Consider the following 19162-nt stretch of genomic DNA (forward strand, 5'->3'; position numbering starts at 1 on the left):
TCATAAAAACAAGGAATTGGTTTAAAATTAAATTTTAAAAGAAGATTGGTTTAAAAAACTAAAAATCTCACTCTGTGAGTAAAGATAAATATTGTAAATTTCAAGTGCAATTTAATTTTCTTAACATGAAATCATTGTTTGAAACTGAGGCTCACAAAGAAATACTTAATAGAATAAATAAATTAAAAGCTGATTCAAAACCACTGTGGGGCAAAATGAATGTAAGTCAAATGATAAAACATTGTCACGGCCCTATTGAAGTTGCTATGGGAACAAAACAACTAAATGTCAACCTTGGGTTTATGAAAAAGCTCATTTTCAAGTTATTTAAATCCAGTCTTTACAATGACAAACCTTGGAAAAAAGGCATCCCAACAGCTCCTGAGTATGTGGTTAGGGACGACCCTGAATTTAAAACAGAAAAAGGCAAACTAGTAGAGTTAATAAATGAATTTCATTCATTAAAAAATAAAACTAATTGGGTAACTCACCCTCTCTTTGGAGATTTTACTGCAGAACAATGGGGACAAGCACAATACAAACATTTAGACCATCATTTAAGACAGTTTGGAGTTTAAAAAATCAAGTTCTTCAAAACTGGTTTTTTAATTTACAGTGTTTAGGTTTATTCTTTTTAATTAACCTCCTATAATAGAAGGTTTTATTGTAACTTTAAAAACCTCATTTACCAGCTTACTTGTTCTTATAAAATCATTTATTATGAAGCCGCTAAAAAAAGAAGATATTAAGCAAGAGGTTTTTGACCTCTATGATGACTACGCCCATAACAAGTTAGACAGAAGACGCTTTATTGAAAAACTGTCGCTTTATGCTGTTGGGGGTATTACGGTATCGTCATTATTAAGCTTTATTTCACCTAATTACTTAGAAAATCTTGTAATAAAACCAGATGACCCACGTATTGATTCTGAATATATCTTTTATGATTCTCCCGAAGGTGGAGGTTCTATTAAAGGACTCTTATCCAAACCAAAAAAGACCTCAAAAAAGCACCCAGGTGTTATAGTAGTTCATGAAAACAGAGGGTTAAACCCATACATAGAAGATGTTGGCAGACGAACAGCCATTGAAGGGTTTATTAGTTTGGCTCCTGATGCTTTAACACCTCTTGGTGGCTACCCTGGAAATGATGACGATGGTAGAGTCTTGCAAAGGCAAAGAGACAGAAACGATATGCTGGAAGACTTTATTGCTGCTTACGACTATTTAAAAACCCATGAGAACTGCAATGGTAATATTGGTGTGGTTGGATTTTGCTTTGGTGGTTGGATATCTAACATGATGGCTGTAAAAATAGCAACTTTAAAAGCAGCTGTTCCATTTTATGGTGGGCAGCCTTCAGCAGAAGATACAGCCAAAATTAAGGCTCCTTTACTATTACAATTTGCAGAATTAGATACCCGAGTAAATGCGGGTTGGCCTGATTATGAAAAGGCTTTAAAATTAAATAACGTAGAATACACCGCCTATTTTTACCCAGGAGTTAATCATGGATTTCACAACAATAGCACTCCTAGATATGATGAACCAGCAGCTACTTTAGCTTGGGAACGCACTATTGCCTTTTTTAAGGAAAAGCTGAAGTAAACACATCTTAGACTTTTATCTTCATATAAATTTCTAAATAAATTTGTTTACCATCAGATATAAGTTATAAGAAAACGACGCATATTTATTAAAGTTAAACATTCACTACCCAATTAACTCTTTAACAGCATCAAAATCTAACCCGCCATAATTACCAGAACTCATAAGTAATAAGGCTTTATTATCAAAATTTTGTGAAAACAGGAACACTTTAAATTCGTCTGGGTTGGTATAAATAATTAAGTCATCTCGCTGAAAAGCCGCTGCTATTTGTTGATGAGAAACCGCATCAAGCTTTTTTATTTCAACAGCATGTGGTGAATAAAAAACCACCGCTATATCTGCAGCATCTAATGCGCCCTTGTATTCTTTTAAAAATTCAGCATTTAAACTGCTGTAGGTATGTAATTCTAAACACGCTACTAAGGTTCTGTTTTTGTACTGTTCCTTTACCGCCATGGTAGTGGCTTCTACTTTACTGGGGGAATGGGCAAAATCTTTATAAGCCACACTATTAGAACTTTCAGCTATTTTTTCAAGTCGCTTGCTAGCGCCTTTAAAGGTAGCAATAGCTTCGAAAAAATCATCTTCATCAATACCCATATGCTGGCAAATCCATTTAGCACCGGCTAAATTGTTAAGGTTGTGCTTACCAAATATTTCAATGGGTAATGGACCTTCGGGAGTTTCTAAAAGTGTTTCGCCATTTTCAACCGTATAATCTGGAGTCCAGTAAGGAATCTTTCTAATTGTATTTTCTGATGCCTCTACCACTCTTTTTACTTCTGGGTCTTCCTCATTGTAATTAATACTACCACCACTTACAATAGAATCTATAAAAATTCTAAACTGCTCTACATAATTTTCGTAGGTTGGAAATACATTGATATGGTCCCAAGCAATACCACTTAATAAGGCTATATTAGGTTTGTATAGGTGGAATTTTGGACGTCTATCAATTGGTGAACTCAAGTATTCATCACCTTCTAAAACTATGAAATCATTTGCTTCAGTGAGTTTTACCATAACATCAAAGCCTTCTAATTGTGCACCAACCATATAATCTACATCTTTATCATGGTAATGCATCACATGAAGAATCATAGAAGTTATAGTGGTTTTACCATGGCTCCCGCCAATTACCACACGGGTTTTGTGTTTAGACTGTTCATACAAAAACTCTGGATAGCTATATATTTTTAAACCTAATTCTTGTGCTTTTAATAGTTCAGGATTATCCTCTTTAGCGTGCATACCCAATACTATAGCATCTAAATCTTTTGTGATTTTTTTGGGATACCAGCCAAAAGTTTCTGGTAATAATCCTTTTGCTTCTAATCTGGATTTTGACGGTTCAAAAATAGTATCATCACTACCTGTTACTTTGTATCCTTTATTGTGTAATGCTAATGCCAAATTGTGCATAGCTGCACCCCCTATAGCTATAAAATGTACGTTCATGTAACAAATATCTACTACTTAGTTTAAAGTTCAAAGTTTAATACTTAAAAGTTTAGAGATTTTGCGTTAGGGATTGAAGCGAGTTACCTTGTAACGCGGAAAGCCCGACCCAACGGGTAACGCCCAAAAAATTATAGGGCTAATATTTTTGCTTTTTCTTCTTTGGCTTGAACAAAATTATTTTTTTCAATTAAGGCTTTGTCAATCCATTTAAGAGCACTGGATTTATCTAATTTGTTCTTGTAAATCTGGGCTAACCTGAAGTAAGCCCACTCTATGGGCACACCATCTTTTACTGAATGGTTTTCTATAAACATTTTTAAACAGCGCTCCCCTTTTTCTAATTGAATATTATAATCTGCACACACTTTACCTATTTGATAATGCATGGTATTCTTATTGTGCTTTTCATAAGCTTGTTCAATAGTTTTTATAGCTTTATCTGGTTGCTTTTGGTTTTCATAAAAGTTGGAGAGCTTTTCAAAACAATTGACTGAGCCACCAATGCTTAGTGCATTTTTATAAAATGCCTCGGCTTGTTCTGGCTCATCATCAACCTCGTGTATGTAACCTTTAGCTAAATAGCCATCAACTTTTGATAATTGTTCCATCTCATTGGCGTATTGTAGGGCTTTACTTTTACTACCACCAATAATTCCAGGTAATTGCATATACAATTCTACTAAAGCCCATCGTACATCAACATGTTCTGAGTCTAATTCTGCGGCCCTTAAAAAATGTGTTTTTGCATCACCTATTATGCTAACCGCTTTAAACTTATTAACTATAAGTGCTTTCATTCCCAAAGCACCCCCGTATTTATAATGATAATTAGCACTATAAGGATACTCTTCAACTAGACCTCTATAAATTTCAATACCTTTATCCCACTTTTTTTGATAGCATAAAACATCTCCCAAAAGTTCCAGTACTTTTACATCTTTGGGTTTATGATTTAAATAGTTATTTATAATAAACTCAGCTTTTTCATACTGTTTGTCTTTAATAAGTGTTTCTGCTTCTTTAATACTAGTTTGACAAAAAGCTAAGGCTGGAAAAAGTAAAGTGATGATAAGTTGTTTCATTAATTCTATGTCGGAAACGCAAAGTTAAACATTACAAATATCTTTAAAAATGAGTAACTTCACTCAATCATCATACCATTTTACTCATTTTGATTTTTGTGGTATAGCTTTTGAAAGTATTTTGGATGTAAACTTTTACATAATAATCTGATGAAAAACACACTACTGGTTTTATTTTTTACATTATTTATAAATTTCTGTTATACCCAAAATCAAGATTATAAAGATTTATGGCAGACTGTAGAGCAACATGAAATTGAGGGCTTACCTAAGTCTGCCTTAAAAATAGTTGAGGATATTTTGGTTAAAGCAAAAATAGAACATAATGAGCCACAATTAATAAAGGCTATGATTTTTAAAAGCAAATTTGCTTTGGTTATAGAGGAGGAGGCTCAACTTAATATTATAAATAACTTTAAAAATGAAATTGAAAAAAGTGCCTTCCCAACCAAAAACATATTAGAGAATATACTAGCGCAATTGTATTGGCAATATTTTCAACAAAATAGGTGGAAAATTTATAACAGGACCAAAACAACTAATAAAGTTGACCCCGTTGATTTTAGAACTTGGGATTTGGAGACCCTGTTTAATGAAATTCATGTACGGTTTCAAAATTCATTACAAAATGGTCTCATGCTTCAGCTTGAATTTTTAGAAAAATATGACGCTATTTTAAACACCCAAAAAGATTCTAAAACTTACAGACCCTCCTTGTTTGATTTCTTAAACCACAACGCCCTTGAGTTTTATGAAACCAATGAGACCCACATTACAAAACCAGCGTATAAATTTGAAATTGACAACCCAGAATATTTAGGAGATTCACAAACGTTTTCTACCTTAAACTTTGAATCTAAAGACACAACATCCTTACAATTACATGCTTTAAAAATCTATCAAGACTTAATTCAATTTCATTTAAAAGACCAGTCTCCCGAATCTTTGGTGAATGTTAACATTGAACGTTTAAGGTTTGTAAACCAACATGCCACTTTTAATGAAGCAGATGATATATTATTAAAAGCCTATAAAACGGAAAGTGACCATTATAAAACACATGAAGTTTCGGCGCTTTATGATTTTGAAATTGCTTCCATGCTCTACCAAGAAAGCAAAAATTACAACCCAAATACTAAAAAGGAATTTCGTTGGAAAGCTAAAGAGTCCATAGAATTATGCCAGAAAGTCATTAAAAAATTTCCAGAAAGCAAAGGCGCAGAAAAATGCAAGATTTTAAAGGAGCAAATTAAACAAAAGTCGCTAAACATTACCGCAGAAAACTTTTTACCCACTCAAAAACATGCAAGGGTTTTAGTGCGGTATAAAAATTTAGACACGCTTATGTTTAAGGCTTTCAAATTAAATGAAAGACAATTTGAAAAATTCAATAAAACCTATCAGAAAGAAGAAAAGTGGAAGTTAATTAGCACCTTGGACGTTAGTAAAACATGGGAGGGTAAACTAAGAAATGAAAACGATTACCATACTCACACCACTGAAGTATTAATACCGAAACTAAACAATGGTAGATACCTTATTGTAGCTACCACAGCAGAAAAGGAGGAAGATTTTTATGCCACTACACTCATTCAAGTAACCAATATAGCCTTAGCTGATATTGAAAATGACACCCATCAAATTTTTCAATTAATTAATAGAAATAATGGGGCTCCCATAGTTAATGCCTCGGTTGAGATATCTTACAACATTAGATATTCTAATACGAGAAAAATAAGAATTGAAACTTCTGATAGTAATGGAAATGTTACAATTCCAAAAGATGAAACCTATTACAGAAATATTGCCTTAAAAGTAAAGGCCCAAAATGAAATTGCTTATTTTGGAAACTACTGGATGGGAAATCGACAAGAACCCGATGACATTGAAACGCATTACCAAGCCTTCATTTTTACTGATAGAAGTATTTATCGCCCGGGGCAAACGGTATATTTTAAGGCCATTGTAATGCAAACCAAAAAAGGGATGTCTAAAGTTATTCCAAACGAACTATTTTACGTTGATGTATATGATTCTAATGATGAAGACTTAGCAGAACTTGAACTTACAACCAATGAATTTGGGTCTATCTCAGGAGAATTCATTTTACCTAACAATGGTCTAAACGGAAAATATTACATTGAGTTATGGTCTGATTCTGATAAAATTGATATCGACATGGAACACAGTTTCTCTGTTGAAGAATACAAACGCCCCAAGTTTGAAACAAAATTTAAACCTGTTACAGAAACCTTTAAAATAAATGACTCTATTACTGCTACAGGAACAGCCTTGGCATATGCTGGCAGTAACATCTCAAATGCGAAAGTAGTTTATAGAGTACACAGAAAGGTACAATATCCTAAATGGTATTTATGGTATTATCCTCAATATAATAGTGAACCTCAAGAAATAACTCATGGAGAAACTACAACCAATGATAAAGGAGAATTTGAAATCATATTTAAAGCCCTACCAGACCAAAGCATTGATAAAAACAGTTTACCCATTTTTAAATATGAAGTGACTGCTGACGTTACCGATATTAACGGGGAAACCCGGAGTGCAACAACTGTAATTAATGTGGGGTATCATGCACTTAACGCTCATATAGATATTGATGAAAAACTAGATAAAACCATAAAAAAACATCAAATAACCATTAACACCAAAAACTTAAATGGTGAGTTTGCACCTGCAACAGGTATCATTAAAATATACAAATTAAAGGCTCCAAACCGCGTTTTGAGAAAACGTTTATGGCCAGCACCAGATTATCAAGAATTTTCTGAGGAAGCATTTAAAAACCTTTTTCCTCATGATGCCTACACAAATGAAGACAAACCTGAAAATTGGAAAAAAGGCAGCGTTGTTTTTGAAAAATCTTTTGACACTAAAATATCTAAAACATTAGAACTAGGTAAGATTAAGAAGTGGTTATCTGGTCAATATGTTATTGTTTTAGAAAGTAAAGATAAATTTGGGCAATTGGTAAGAGACCAAGCCAAAATATCCCTTTTTAGTGACGATGATAAAACTTTAGCAGACAAACAAATCTTTAGTATTAGTTCAAACAAATCAACTTATGAGGTTGGTGAAACGGCCTATGTGACCATAGCTTCTGCTGCAAAAAATATTTCGGTTACGGTTACTGTTGAAAAGGATAAAAAAATTATTCAAACAGAAATTATTCAGCTTAATAACAATAAAAGAGTGATTAGCATTCCCGTAACCAATAAGGACGTTGGAGGCTTTGTGGTTCATTACAGCGCATCAGTATTTAATAGTTTCCTTTCTGGAACTCACGCCATTGCTGTTCCATATCCAGAAACAGAATTAACTATTGAGACCAAAACCTTTAGAGACCGTTTGCAACCAGGTACTGATGAAACTTGGAGTTTCAATATTAAAGGGCCTAAAGGCGATAAAGTTAGTGCTGAACTTCTAGCAAGTATGTACGATGCCTCTTTAGACCAATTTAAACCACACGTGTGGGATTTTAGCCCAATTAGTAAAAGAACTTATTATTCTCCATACAGAATTAATAGTAATCAAAGCTTTGGCACCAAAGGTTTTACCATTCATAATGCAAATAACTACAGACCTAGCTATACAACACAATACTACGACCAATTTAATTGGTTTGGCTTTTCTATGCGGTTTAACAAATGGCAATATGACAACTATATCAAAAACATACGAGTTAAAAGATCAAAGGAATTTCATGATAACGTAAAAGAAGGCTTTATCTCAGGAACTATTAGAGACAAAGATGGGCTGCCTCTACCAGGTGCTACTGTTATGGTAAAAGGCACAACCAATGGTACCACTACAGACTTTGATGGAAACTTTACAATTAAAGCTAGCAACAATAATGAACTTGTTATTAACTATATTGGCTTTGAAACACAAATAATAACTGTTGACAGAAAGCGATTGAATATTTCTTTATTTGAAGACAGTGCACAGTTAGATGAAGTTGTGGTAGTGGGTTATGGTACAGTGAAAAAGGAAAGTGTTGTTGGTGCTGTTTCTTCTGTCAAAAGTGACAGTTTACAAGGTGCCATTCCTGGTGTAACTGCTATACAAGGTAGTGGTTTTATTGAGGCAGACGATAAGCAAATTTATATCCGTGGTCAAGCATCATGGAATGATTCTAAAAAACCTTTGGTCATTGTAGATGGAAAAATAGTGGAAGGAGATTTTGATACCTACATGGCGGATATTCAATCTATTGATGTTTTAAAAGATGCATCGGCCACCGCCATTTATGGCGCAAGAGGTGCTAACGGTGTTATTCTTATTACCACAAAAAGCGGGTTGAATGCCTTAACACAGGTACAGGTTAGAAAAAATTTAAAAGAAACCGCTTTTTTCTTTCCCCATTTAAAAACCGATGAAAATGGTAACGTAAGTTTTAGTTTCACCACACCCGAAGCTCTAACCCAATGGAAACTTCAATTATTGGTGCATACTAAGAATTTAGAAAGTGCTACCACTACTTTAAAAACGGTCACTCAAAAAGAGTTGATGGTCATCCCAAACGCACCACGTTTTTTAAGAGAAGGCGACCAAATTATCATCAGTACTAAGGTTGCAAACCTTACAGACAAACAATTAAATGGACAGGCACTATTAGTCTTAACCGATGCTCTAACGGGAAAAAAAATAGATAGTGTTCTTGGAAATATTTCAAACATCAAAACATTTTCAATGAACGCCAATGGAAATATTAACGTATCATGGGATTTATCAATCCCAGATGGTATTCAAGCTATTCAATATAAAGTGATTGCAAAAACCGCAGACTTTAGTGATGGCGAACAAAATGTACTTCCAGTACTATCAAATCGTATGTTAGTTACAGAGACTTTACCTATGTGGATTAAAAGTAATGAAACCCGAACATTCACTTTAGATAAATTGAGAAATGTGTCCTCAACTACATTGAAACATCACAAACTAACTGTAGAGATAACTTCCAATCCAGCATGGTATGCGGTTCAAGCACTACCCTACTTAATGGAATATCCGTATCAATGTAATGAGCAAACGTTTTCTAGATATTACGCCAATGCCTTGGCAAACCATATAGTGAATTCAAATCCACGAATTCAAGAGGTATTTAATCAATGGAATTCTCAAGATGCTCTAATTAGTAATCTTGAAAAAAACCAAGAATTAAAATCTATCATCATTCAAGAGACTCCTTGGTTACAAGATGCGCAAAGCGAAACTGAACAAAAGAAACGTATAGCATTATTATTCGATTTGAACAAAATGAATAATGAATTACAATTGGCACTAGACAAACTTGATAATAATCAACTATCATCAGGGGCTTGGGCTTGGTTTAACGGTGGTTATGAAAATAGATGGATTACACAACATATTGTAACTGGATTTGGCCATTTAAAGCATTTGAATGTCTCTCAAAATGGCACTCAAGAATACTTAACAAAAAGAGCTCTAAACTATTTAGATGAACAATTTATAAAGGAATATGAAGACCTTAGAAAATATGATACTAAAAGAGATTTGAGTAAAGACCATTTAAGCTACATGCAATTGCATTATTTATACATGCGAAGTTTCTTCCCAGAGATTGAAAAGTCTCAGGAAGTTGAAGATATTAGCAAGTATTATTTAGCTCAAATTCAACAATATTGGTTAAAACGCTCGCTCTATGCCAAAGGCATGATGGCTTTAGTATGTCATAGAAATGATGACGCTAAAACAGCTTCTAAAATTTTAAAATCATTAAAGGAGAGCAGTATTACAAATGAAGAATTAGGAATGTATTGGAAAGAAAACACCAACTCATGGTACTGGTATCAGGCACCTATTGAAACTCAAGCACTACTTATTGAAGCTTTTGCAGAAATAGAAAAGGATTCTGAAACTATTGACAATCTTAAAATTTGGTTGCTTAAAAACAAGCAAACTAACAAATGGAAAACAACTAAAGCAACCACAGAAGCCGTTTATGCTTTATTGCTTCAAGGTAGTGATTGGTTATCGGTAAGTGATATGGTTGATGTTACTGTGGGGAATGAAAAAATAGAACCTTCAAATCTTGATAATGTAAAAATTGAAGCTGGAACAGGTTATTTTAAAACGTCTTGGAATACATCTGAAATTAAACCAGAGATGGCAGAAGTAAAACTTACCAAAAAAGGTGATGGTATTGCTTGGGGAGGCCTATATTGGCAATATTTTGAGGATTTAGACAAGATTACCTCAGCCGAAACTCCTATTCAATTAAAGAAAAAATTATTCATAAAAAGAAACACTGATACTGGAGAAGAAATTAATGAAATAACTTCGGAAACAAATCTTGAGTTAGGCGACTTGGTTAGAGTTCGTATTGAATTAAGAAGCGACAGGGCTATGGAATTTGTGCATATGAAAGATATGAGAGCATCTGGACTTGAACCTGTAAATGTGCTATCTAAATACAAATGGCAAAATGGTTTAGGGTATTATGAAAGCACAAAAGATGCTAGTACAAATTTCTTTTTTGACTATTTACCCAAAGGTGTTTATGTATTTGAATATGACTTACGTGTTAACAATGCTGGTAATATGAGTAATGGCATTATCACCATTCAAAGCATGTATGCCCCAGAGTTTAGTAGTCATAGTGAAGGTGTTAAATTACATGTTCAAAAATAAATAATGAGATTAGGTTTTAACCTTGTGAGTTACAAAAAGTGATCTTCTGAAAATTATTAATATAATCGCAAAGTATAACGCGTAACTCACAAAATGGGCAAGAACAGCACCTTGAACATTGTTAAAGGTATTTAAAAAATTAATGCTAGTAAAATAAATTGCTAATACTAAAAATGCTTCTGTTAAAATGTAATGCCAAAACATTTTTTTTGCCAGAAACTGATAAGCAATCACCAAGGATAATACTTTAACCAAATCACCTAATAGTTGCCATAAGAACAGTTCCTCAACAGGTTCAAATTCCCTAGAAAAAACTACCGTGACAATAAATGGTCTTAAAAGGTAGATAATAAGGAGCCCTAATGCTAACTTCGGCATAACCGTTTTATAAATACTAAATACTTCTTTTTTAAATTCCTCCTTGTTATCTATTTCAGAAAACCTAGGCAAAATATACAACGCCATCAATGACGTAACAAGCATTAAATAATAGTTTGAAACCCTTGTCATAGCCTCCCAATATCCAGCATCTTTATAACCAATATTTTCAATAATATGATTTCTAATGACAATGGTTATCAATGGAAGAACCACTGTAGGGAACAAGGCCATAAGAGAATAAGAGCTCATTTTTTTGAAAACGTTTAGATTTACGTTTTGTGTCCTTATTAATGGTATTAAACTTCTTCTATTGACAATTCCAACCAGTGTTATCAAAAATATGAGAGATTCAGCAATAACAACCGAAATTAAAGCTCCTCTCAATTCTTCTTGATAAATTAAAAGTAAAGCTACAGAAACACTTAATATCTGCCCTATGATATTTATAACAATTAATATCTTATACTTTGAAAAACCATTCATTATAGAAAATGAAAACATGTTTAGTGCATAAAAAGGAAGTACAATAGCAAATATTCTGATGATGTAAGCGTAATTGTTGTAGGAAGGAAACACAAAATCGTTAATAAACTCAGCGTTGAAATAACATAATACAGATAACACTGTTGTTGCAACAAAACCAATGTAAAAAACTGTTGAGATTGTTTTACTAAGCTCCGTCAAATTCTCTTTAAAATCAGATATATATTTAACTACTCCTTTGTAAAACCCTAAAATGGCTATTGAATGAAGTGAACTGACTAAGTTTCGTAAATTTCCAATTAATGCTAAACCTTCAGCGCCTATAAATACGGCAATGGCTTTTGATGTTAATAGACCAGCAATAATTCTAGTAACCACTGAGGCTATTTGTAACGAAGTAACCTTAATTAAAACCTTCTTATTAATATAATCTATTAATCTTTTCAATTAATGTGTAAGCCTTTAAAAAATTAATTCTATGAAATTAAAATGATTACAATGCCATAATGAAAATACAACACCAAAAATTATTTCCTTGCAGAATCAAATATACAAAATCAATATACTTTTAAATTAACATTATGGGGTTAATAATTTAAGTATATTACAATAACCTTATTTTGCCTTCTTCAGCAAATAATAAATATTAATACCGAATATGGCAACATTGGTAATTATAATTGGCTTGGAGATGGGTAACAATAAAAAACCGTAAACAATAAAGAATATGCACCCTAGGGCATTTACAAACCTCAACTTTGTAACAGACTTCATTAAAAATGATAATAGCACTGTAGCCATAGCAAGATAACCCACCCAATCTGTTAAGGAAGCACCAAAAAACACCACTAAATGGCTTTATTTCTTTTGCGATCTACCTCTTTCAATAAAATTTTTCTAAGTCTTAAATGATTAGGTGTTACCTCAACATATTCATCTTTTTGAATATATTCTAAAGCTTCTTCTAATGAGAATTTAATAGCTGGTACAATTCGAGCTTTATCATCGGCACCAGCAGAACGCACATTGGTTAATTTTTTGGTTTTTGTTACATTTACAACCATATCATCACCACGTGAGTTTTCACCAATAACCTGACCTTCATAAATATCTTCTCCCGGGTCTATAAAAAACTTACCGCGTTCTTGTAATTTATCAATAGAATAAGGAATGGCTGTACCATTTTCCATAGAAACCAAACTACCGTTCTGACGTTCTGGAATCCCACCTTTTATAGGCTGGTATTCTTTAAATCTATGAGCCATAATAGCTTCACCAGCAGTTGCCGTTAACAATTGGTTTCGTAACCCAATAATACCTCTTGATGGAATTACAAACTCACATACCATTCTATCACCTTTAGCTTCCATACTCAACATTTCACCTTTTCGCATGGTAACCATTTCTATAGCTTTACCAGACACTTCTTCTGGCAAATCAATAGTCATTTCCTCAACAGGTTCACATTTAACACCATCAATCTCTTTTATAATTACCTGTGGCTGACCAATTTGCAACTCATAACCTTCTCTACGCATAGTTTCAATTAAAACCGAAAGGTGCAAAACACCACGCCCAAAAACCATAAATTTATCGGCACTATTAGTTTCTTCTACTCTTAAAGCCAAGTTTTTTTCAAGCTCTTTGGTTAAACGTTCTTTAACATGGCGAGAAGTAACATATTTACCGTCTTTCCCAAAGAAAGGTGAGTCGTTAATAGTAAACAGCATACTCATGGTGGGTTCATCTATTGCAATTGTTTTTAAACCTTCAGGAGATTCAAAATCGGCAACGGTATCACCAATTTCAAAACTTTCTAACCCAACAATAGCACAAATATCACCCGTTTGTACCTCATCTACTTTCTTTCTACCCAAGCCTTCAAAAACGTGCAATTCTTTAATTCTGGATTTCACAACAGAGCCATCTCTTTTTACTAGAGAAATATTCTGATTCACTTTAAGTTCGCCTCTAGTTAAACGCCCAATAGCAATTCTTCCTGTAAACGATGAAAAGTCTAATGAGGTTATAAGCATTTGCGTAGTTCCTGTTTGAATTTTTGGAGAAGGAATATGCTCTATAACCATCTCTAACAAAGGTTCTATACTATCTGTTGGATTTTGCCAATCCTCACTCATCCAATTGTTTTTTGCAGATCCGTAAACCGTTGGAAAATCTAACTGCCACTCCTCTGCTCCTAGCTCAAACATTAAGTCAAACACCTTTTCATGAACCTCATCTGGTGTACAATTCTCTTTATCTACTTTATTTACTACTACACAAGGTTTTAATCCTAAATCAATAGCCTTTTGCAATACAAAACGGGTTTGAGGCATAGGCCCTTCAAAGGCATCAACAAGTAATAAAACACCATCGGCCATATTTAAAACACGTTCCACTTCACCTCCAAAATCGGCGTGACCAGGCGTATCTATGATATTAATTTTGGTGTTCTTATAAGTAACCGAAACATTTTTTGAGGTGATGGTAATACCACGTTCCCGTTCTAAATCGTTATTATCAAGAATTAAATCACCCGTATTTTCGTTCTCACGAAACAACTGACAATGATACATGATTTTATCAACCAAGGTCGTCTTTCCGTGGTCTACGTGTGCAATAATGGCAATATTTTTAATAGTATTCATACCCAACTCCTTAATTTAAGCGTGCAAAGTTACTCATTATTAACGGATAAATAATATAATATTTTGGGCATTCTTTTTTTAAAAAAAAGGCGCGCTATTCACTATATCTTTTGCTAAAGCAAAAGGATGCCATTCCTATCGCTAATGCAAATGGCTAAATCATTAAACTCCAATCAAAATATACAGTATAAGTACTATCTTTGTTCACTAATTCATCTAACAAGTTTATGAAACTTCAAGACATCCCAAAGTTACAACATACCAATTCTAATAATTTCTTTTTACTGTGCGGACCCTGTGCCATTGAAGGAGAAGACATGGCGCTTAGAATAGCAGAGAAAGTGGTTTCTATCACCAATAAATTAGAGGTACCTTACGTTTTTAAAGGTAGTTTTAAAAAGGCTAACCGAAGTAGAATTGACAGTTTTACTGGCATAGGCGATGAAAAAGCGTTAAAGATACTAAAAAAGGTGTCTGACACTTTTAACGTGCCTACGGTAACTGACATTCATGAAATTCCTGATGCTACTTTGGCTGCTCAATATGTTGATGTCTTGCAGATTCCAGCATTTTTAGTCCGTCAAACTGATTTAGTAGTTGCTGCTGCTAAAACTGGTAAAGTAGTAAATTTAAAAAAAGGGCAATTTATGAGTCCGGAGGCTATGAAGCATGCGGTTCAAAAAGTAAAAGATTCTGGTAGTGATAAAGTATGGGTAACCGATAGGGGTACTATGTTTGGTTATCAAGATATGATTGTAGATTTTCGGGGCATCCCCACCATGCAACAATATGCGCCTACCGTTTTAGATGTTACCCATTCGTTACAACAACCAAACCAAACTGTAGGAGTTACAGGTGGTAGACCTGATATGATTGAAACTATTGCTAGAGCTGGTATAGTTAATAATGTTGATGGTTTATTTATTGAAACGCATTTTGACCCTGCCAACGCTAAAAGTGATGGGGCTAATATGTTACATTTAGATAATTTAGAAAAACTGTTAACTAATTTAGTGGCTATTAGAAAGACCGTTAATAACTTAATTTAAATAAACCAAGCCTTTTTAATATTTCTAGCACTTTCAGCAGCGGCACGCAATAACGCTTCAAAGTTTTCTTGATCTAAACCTTCAATAGATTTTAATTGAATAGAACGTACCTGTTTTCTGTTATTATTATTCTTTAAAATAGGAAAATCTTTTTCCAGTAGTACCCCATGAACAAAAGCTACATCAACAAAATCCTTTCCTTTTAAAACATTGAGGTATAGCATAGGTTTCTTGCCTATATTGTAAAACGGAATGTTATAACTATAGCGTTCAACAACCTCAGGTAGTGTGTTTAAAATAACACTCCTAACATACAACATGATGGATTGATACGGTTCTTTTTGGTTAAGAAAATATGCGTCTACTGGTTTCAAAAACTACCATTTTGTTCAAATTTAATAAATGAGTGTTTAATTTACTGCTTCATTAGTTTTTTTTGGTAATACCTCTTCTGGAAACGGGAATAAAATAGTAGAGTTTTTCTCAGCGGCTATATTGGATAATGTTTGATATAGCCTAAGTTTTATTGCTGATGGTGATTGATCTATTAATTTCCCAGCCTCTAATAGCTTACCGGCTGCTTGTTCTTCAGCTAAAGCTAAAATAATGCGTGCACGTCTAGAACGCTCTGCCTCAGCTTGATTGGCCATCATTCGTTTCATATTTTCTGGTAACTGAATGTCCTTAATTTTTACATCAATAATATTAATACCCCATTCCTTAGTTTCAATTTCAACAATATTCTTGATATTCTTACCCATTTCCTCACGTTTAGATAAAATAGTATCTAACTCAACCTTTCCACAAACATCTCGCAACGCTGCTTGTGACAATTGAGTTATTGCAAAGGCATATTCTTCTACTTCTAAAACTGCCTTTTCAGGATCTTCAATCTTAAAAAACACTACACCATCAATACTACAAGGTACATTATCTTCAGTCATAACTTCTTGCGAAACAACATTTATGGTAATAACACGAATATCAACAACCTGAATGGTCTCAATAATTGGAATAACCCATCTAAATCCAGGTTGTAAAGTTTTAATATACTTTCCAAATCTGAACTTCAAAGCGCGCTTATACTCAAATACTACCCGTATCCCTGAAAGTAAGAATACGATAACAAAAATTGTAAATACTAATGGAGGATTCATAATTCATTCTTTTAAGTTAACACTAATTAAGTAACTCTATAAGGTACTGAATTTTCGTGGAAAATGAAAGGATATCAAACAGTGATTAATGATATATTACAAAACTCTATTTTAATTTTTGTTTATATTTTTTATAATTGTTTTCAATCCCTATTAACATACCCAAGCTTGTTTATTTACCTTTTTATTTGGTACTTTATTAATGGCAGCTTTTTTGGATTTAAAATCCTGACAACTTATGAAATGGATTGGTGAAATTATACTTCGGAATAATATTTGCCGTATATCTTTTGTATTTAAAATAATTTACAAAGTTTTTGATACCTTTGCCAACTGCGTTAAGGATTGAAGCATCTATTGGAGCTACTTGCAAAGAGCGACTGCTGAAAGCCTGACCCGATAGGGGAACGCCATAATTATTGTTTAAGGGGTCGACTGGTTTTGACAGCGAGATTAATTAAACGGTAAGCACGTGGTGTAATGATTTTGAAACACCTTAAAGGCTAAATCAAACTTTAAACGGCGAAAATAATTACGCTTTAGCTGCTTAATAACTGAATTATAGTAAGTTCAAGCCCAGGTACACAAGGTGTACAAGCTAAATGTCTCTTGAAAGCCTTGGTTTATGGCGTTCTTATTAGAGGCATCGTAAAAATAAACTAAGATTAGGTAATGCTTTGATACCTTTTCGAGATTTAAAAGCTAAGCAATAAGTAGGTAGTTTTTAGCCGGCTTATTGTCGAAAACCAAATAAAAACTAAACGTGTAGAAAGCCCTTTAATTACTTGTTTGGACCCGAGTTCGAATCTCGGCGACTCCACTTAAAAAACCCAGTAAGCATTGTTTTTACTGGGTTTAATTTTTAAGTGTAATTCTCGATAATGCTGATTACCTCAAATAAGAATATTTCCGCTATTAATTCATTTCTAAAACTACCCTCATCATAAGAACCAATTGCAATATTAGTTAGGGATAATTAGTTAACCTCATCTACTAATAATGATACTAGTAAATCCTTATCCGAGTCATCAAAATATAATAATATGTCTCATTAATTTATTTAAATCAATACATGTTAAACTTATTAAATACCTTGTATCGAATCTTTTCTTGTTTAACATAATATAACTTTTGAAATAATGAATTATTATCTAATCACTACTATTTATTGTTAGGACTAATAAAGGTATCTTCCTCTTTAATGAACAATAAGAAATCCTTACTTAACTTATAAAAGTAATCAAGAAGCACTAAATTTTCTTTAACAGCTAGTAGTTCACAGTTTATGCCCAGTTCCTCGCAATATTCAAAGAATAGGCATTTGTTGTTTTTGGGTATTTTAAGATCTTGATATAATAAGGAGTCGGTAAATAACTCACTGTTAGAAAATAATGAGTCTAGTTGATGGTATTCTATATATTTTTTAGGTGATTTCTTCTTTTTAAAGAGTTTATTAATACCAATAAGTTTAGCTAATTCTATAAAATTTATACCTCCTGAATAGGATGCTTTGGGCATATATAAATGCGGATTTCTTTTAATATCTTCAGCAATAGCTAATCCTAAATTATTGCTGTACTCAACAACCTCAAAAGGTTTATCTTTTTTATCAGATAGTAAAACTTCATTCAATTCATTAACGCTTTTATTCAATTCGAAAACAATTATTTCTTTAAAAAATGAAGTGTTAACTTTTACTTTTTTATCATGATGGAATAATGATTTAAACATTATTGAATCATTGACAATTGCTTTTATTTTGAAGTTACCTTTAAGATCTGAGTAGGTAGTGTCATTTTGAGTTAAATTAATAATTAAGGCACCTTTTACCGTAGAATCTTCATCATATATTTTTCCGTTAATACTTTGAGACAATGAAACTGTTGGAATGAAAAATAAAACGATGAGTAGATGTTTCATGTTAATTGATTAGCTTCAGCAATTTAAAATATACATAATTTCAAACAGTATAATTAAGAGTATTTAACAGCGCCTTTATAAAACATTTAACATAAAGGATAAGTATTTAAAAATCAGTATATAATATGATAAAAATCATTGGATATCTCTAATTAATGACATATTTTTTTTGGTGAAATTTTGTTTAACCCAAAAAATTGTATCATGACTTCATTGATAAAACGCAACGGAAGAAAGCGTACTTTTTGAGCCAGGGGAGACATGACTTTTTATAGCCTTTGAACAATTTTTTTACACTAAAATTAAATGATTATGGAAGTTTAATAGGGTTTAATAATGGCTTTGAGCAAGATTTCTTTGAAGGTGGTTTATTACCAGTAATGAACGCTAAAGAGCTTGATGATTATTTTGAATTAAAGTTTGCCGTTCCTAGATTTAAAAAGGTAATTGATGTTAAATAGAAAATTAAGCAGGTATCTGCTTAGGTTTTATGGCCGACTCTAACATAAAGCTCGAAAAAAGCCCTTGTAGTCTCACAAGGGCTTTTTAATTGCTTGTCTCGTCCTGAAAAAAGTTGACCATAACATTTAGAACTATGGGAAACAAAAGGCAGTTAAGAAAAAAGCAAGAGCCCCCAAGAAATTACAGTGAGAACTTCAAACGTTTGGTTGTATCTGAATACGAGCAAGGTTTTT

The 19162-nt window shown here is 33.0% G+C and carries 12 protein-coding genes and 1 other RNA gene; 6 read left to right on the plus strand and 7 right to left on the minus strand.

The window, feature by feature from the left end:
* Positions 1-125: 125 nt before the first annotated feature.
* Positions 126-578 (plus strand): DUF1569 domain-containing protein, encoded by a 453-nt coding sequence (locus tag E1J38_RS12925; protein ID WP_133357261.1) that lies wholly within the window; start codon positions 126-128, stop codon positions 576-578.
* A 142-nt stretch (positions 579-720) separates the two neighbouring features.
* A complete protein-coding gene (locus E1J38_RS12930) occupies positions 721-1608 on the plus strand; it encodes a dienelactone hydrolase family protein (RefSeq protein ID WP_133357262.1) in 888 nt (295 codons plus the stop codon).
* A gap of 105 nt (positions 1609-1713) precedes the next feature.
* On the opposite strand, the gene E1J38_RS12935 is transcribed toward E1J38_RS12930, so the two are convergent.
* Both E1J38_RS12935 and E1J38_RS12940 read right to left on the minus strand, forming a co-directional pair.
* Positions 1714-3069: a UDP-N-acetylmuramate--L-alanine ligase gene (locus tag E1J38_RS12935; protein ID WP_133357263.1), complete on the minus strand. Its 1356-nt coding sequence runs from the start codon at positions 3067-3069 to the stop codon at positions 1714-1716.
* Positions 3070-3200: 131 nt separating this feature from the next.
* The gene (locus E1J38_RS12940) at positions 3201-4154 is read right to left on the minus strand and encodes a tetratricopeptide repeat protein (protein WP_133357264.1); all 954 of its coding nucleotides are present in this window, start codon (positions 4152-4154) and stop codon (positions 3201-3203) included.
* A gap of 150 nt (positions 4155-4304) precedes the next feature.
* On the opposite strand from E1J38_RS12940, the gene E1J38_RS12945 reads away from it, so the two are divergent.
* A complete protein-coding gene (locus E1J38_RS12945) occupies positions 4305-10829 on the plus strand; it encodes an alpha-2-macroglobulin family protein (protein WP_133357265.1) in 6525 nt (2174 codons plus the stop codon).
* Between the two features lie 9 nt (positions 10830-10838).
* Here E1J38_RS12945 and E1J38_RS12950 read toward each other — a convergent pair whose 3' ends face one another.
* Both E1J38_RS12950 and typA read right to left on the minus strand, forming a co-directional pair.
* Complete coding sequence (locus E1J38_RS12950; RefSeq protein WP_133357266.1) at positions 10839-12140, minus strand: O-antigen translocase; 1302 nt, start codon at positions 12138-12140, stop codon at positions 10839-10841.
* Positions 12141-12541: 401 nt separating this feature from the next.
* A complete protein-coding gene (gene typA, locus E1J38_RS12960) occupies positions 12542-14341 on the minus strand; it encodes a translational GTPase TypA (protein WP_133357267.1) in 1800 nt (599 codons plus the stop codon).
* A gap of 227 nt (positions 14342-14568) precedes the next feature.
* Here typA and kdsA point away from each other — a divergent pair, with 227 nt between their 5' ends.
* Complete coding sequence (gene kdsA / locus E1J38_RS12965; RefSeq protein WP_133357268.1) at positions 14569-15390, plus strand: 3-deoxy-8-phosphooctulonate synthase; 822 nt, start codon at positions 14569-14571, stop codon at positions 15388-15390.
* Here kdsA and E1J38_RS12970 read toward each other — a convergent pair.
* Positions 15387-15764 (minus strand): DUF1801 domain-containing protein, encoded by a 378-nt coding sequence (locus E1J38_RS12970; protein WP_133357269.1) that lies wholly within the window; start codon positions 15762-15764, stop codon positions 15387-15389. The genes kdsA and E1J38_RS12970 overlap by 4 nt on opposite strands.
* Before the next feature lie 36 nt (positions 15765-15800).
* Positions 15801-16547: a slipin family protein gene (locus E1J38_RS12975; protein WP_133357270.1), complete on the minus strand. Its 747-nt coding sequence runs from the start codon at positions 16545-16547 to the stop codon at positions 15801-15803.
* A gap of 427 nt (positions 16548-16974) precedes the next feature.
* On the opposite strand from E1J38_RS12975, the gene ssrA reads away from it, so the two are divergent.
* Positions 16975-17370: a transfer-messenger RNA gene (ssrA, locus tag E1J38_RS12980) on the plus strand.
* Between the two features lie 338 nt (positions 17371-17708).
* Here the strand turns inward: ssrA and E1J38_RS12985 are convergent.
* Positions 17709-18467, minus strand: a complete 759-nt coding sequence (locus E1J38_RS12985; RefSeq protein ID WP_133357271.1) for a peptidase associated/transthyretin-like domain-containing protein — start codon at positions 18465-18467, stop codon at positions 17709-17711.
* A 278-nt stretch (positions 18468-18745) separates the two neighbouring features.
* On the opposite strand from E1J38_RS12985, the gene E1J38_RS12990 reads away from it, so the two are divergent.
* A complete protein-coding gene (locus E1J38_RS12990; RefSeq protein WP_133357272.1) occupies positions 18746-18928 on the plus strand; it encodes a hypothetical protein in 183 nt (60 codons plus the stop codon).
* Positions 18929-19162 lie beyond the last annotated feature (234 nt).

Origin of the sequence: Seonamhaeicola sediminis, assembly GCF_004358095.2 — a bacterium.
In the GTDB taxonomy this organism is placed as follows: domain Bacteria; phylum Bacteroidota; class Bacteroidia; order Flavobacteriales; family Flavobacteriaceae; genus Seonamhaeicola; species Seonamhaeicola sediminis.

Bases quoted from the DNA above. Each gene is read 5' to 3' on its own strand.
- typA (WP_133357267.1), bottom strand. From the start codon at position 14,341: ATGAATACTATTAAAAATATTGCCATTATTGCACACGTAGACCACGGA.
- E1J38_RS12945 (WP_133357265.1), top strand. From the start codon at position 4,305: ATGAAAAACACACTACTGGTTTTATTTTTTACATTATTTATAAATTTC.
- E1J38_RS12935 (WP_133357263.1), bottom strand. From the start codon at position 3,069: ATGAACGTACATTTTATAGCTATAGGGGGTGCAGCTATGCACAATTTG.
- E1J38_RS12925 (WP_133357261.1), top strand. From the start codon at position 126: ATGAAATCATTGTTTGAAACTGAGGCTCACAAAGAAATACTTAATAGA.
- kdsA (WP_133357268.1), top strand. From the start codon at position 14,569: ATGAAACTTCAAGACATCCCAAAGTTACAACATACCAATTCTAATAAT.
- E1J38_RS12975 (WP_133357270.1), bottom strand. From the start codon at position 16,547: ATGAATCCTCCATTAGTATTTACAATTTTTGTTATCGTATTCTTACTT.
- E1J38_RS12985 (WP_133357271.1), bottom strand. From the start codon at position 18,467: ATGAAACATCTACTCATCGTTTTATTTTTCATTCCAACAGTTTCATTG.
- E1J38_RS12940 (WP_133357264.1), bottom strand. From the start codon at position 4,154: ATGAAACAACTTATCATCACTTTACTTTTTCCAGCCTTAGCTTTTTGT.
- E1J38_RS12930 (WP_133357262.1), top strand. From the start codon at position 721: ATGAAGCCGCTAAAAAAAGAAGATATTAAGCAAGAGGTTTTTGACCTC.